Annotated in this window: 2 protein-coding genes; both read right to left on the minus strand. The window is 34.1% G+C overall.

What is annotated here, in order from left to right:
• On the minus strand, positions 1-1,009 hold a 1,009-nt coding region (locus tag ABJI11_RS11305; protein WP_348352191.1), incomplete at its 3' end, for a DUF5916 domain-containing protein.
• A gap of 100 nt (positions 1,010-1,109) precedes the next feature.
• Positions 1,110-1,883, minus strand: a 774-nt coding sequence (locus tag ABJI11_RS11310) for a penicillin-binding transpeptidase domain-containing protein (protein WP_348352193.1), incomplete at its 5' end; no start/stop codon positions are given.

The following is a 1,883-nucleotide window of genomic DNA, read 5'->3' on the forward strand; positions in this document are numbered from 1 at the left end:
CTATACCTATTCGTCTAGAGAAAAACGGATTTGCATCTCTACCGCCACCAAAGCTGCCAAATAAATCACTGTTATCTATAAAAAATTGTCTTTTCTCCGGTAGGGAAACTTCAAAACGTGTTAAGTTGGTCACTTGATCATCAACTTCTACTTGAGAAAAGTCTGGATTTACGGTAATATCTAAATTCATGCTGTTGCCAATTGCTATTTTAGCATCACCACCTACATCAACTTTAGTTTCAGAATCATTAAGTTCAAAGTCTTTTCGCGAACCTAAATTTACATAAGGGATAATGGTGAGTGGAGTACGGTATTTACCCAACGGTTTCTCAAAAATCATATCGCCCATAAATGTAAGACCGTATATATTTTGATTTTGCGGAATATTTGTCCACGTGCTGTTTTCATTAGATTGGGTATCAAAACGGTAACTATTAAATCTCCATTTGGTTTCACCTTCTTTAAATTTAAAAGCAGTTAATGGTATGGTCATTTCAGCCGTATAATAACCATCATAAATTTTTGAATCTCCTCGCCATTTCACATCCCATGAAATGGTAAATCCGTTAAGATTTAATCCGCCACCAGAAACCAATCCTTCTCGGCGTACTCCGTAAGGATTAATACCGAATAAGAAAGCATTGTTACCATCATTGAACGTGTCAAAAAGTAATGTTATATTATCGCTATTTCCTGCCCTAAAATCTCGTTTTAAGGATTGAATAGAATAATCTGAACCAGCGGTATATACCGTAATACCAACATATAAGTTAGATTCATCATATAGCATTTTAATCTCTGTTTGCTTTTTAGACTGTACGGTGTCTAAGGGGAAGTACTGCCAAAATTCATTAGCCTTACCTGCAGTTGCCCAAACAGGTTCATTAAGAACCCCGTCAGGAGTAATCTTAGCGTTAGTTTCGTTTACAAAGAAAGATTTATCCGAAATTTGCCCATGTATAGAATAGCAAAAAAATATAAGTACAAGCGTACTTAAGTATTTGGTCATTTTGGTTTTAGTTTGGTGGTTGACCAAATTTAAGAGAATGTTTTGTTAAAAAAATATCATTTTTGAAATAAATAGGCATTTTTTATAACTAATTATTTATTTAACCATTAAATTTTTTATTTTTCTTTTTATTCGGATTTTTAAAGAGACGCTTAAAGAATCCGTCGCGTTTGACTGGGTCACAATTTAATACTTCTTGCACCGTAGCTGATGGTTTAGGAAAGTTAGGTTTAGTGTATTGGTCAAAATCTCGGTCTTTATTCAATTCTTTCATCCATAATCCAAATAGAGGTAGTGCCGCATTTGCACCTTGCCCAATACTCGTATTACTAAATCCTATTTCATGTTGGTCAAGACCTACCCAAGTTATATGTACAAGTTTTGGAGTCAAGGCAACAAACCAAGCATCTTTATTATTTTGCGTAGTACCGGTTTTACCTGCAATGTCATTTTTGAGTCCGTATGTATTTCTAAGTCTGGCAGCTGTACCAGAATTGATGGTCGATTTCATCATTTCAATCATAATTTGACTGGTCTCTTTAGAAAAAGCCGCTTTATCGTTCAATTTAGACTTAAATTCAATCAAAATGGAGTCTTTATGGTTTGAAATACTTTTGATTAAATTAGGTTTTATATGTTTACCGTTATTTGCATAGCTCGTATAAGCTTGAGCTAAATCTAAAATCTTTATCTCACCGGTACCTAGTGCAATAGATGCTTCTTGGGGTAATTTATCTTCAATTCCCATATTTTTTGCCATTGCAATAGTATTGTCAATACCCGCTTTTTCTAACACTTTTACAGCAATGGTATTAATAGAATTACTAAGACCTTCTTCCATAGAATAGTTGAGGTATGTCTCATCTTTATCTCC

The sequence above is a fragment of the Maribacter sp. genome (genome assembly GCF_039968975.1).
In the GTDB taxonomy this organism is placed as follows: domain Bacteria; phylum Bacteroidota; class Bacteroidia; order Flavobacteriales; family Flavobacteriaceae; genus Maribacter.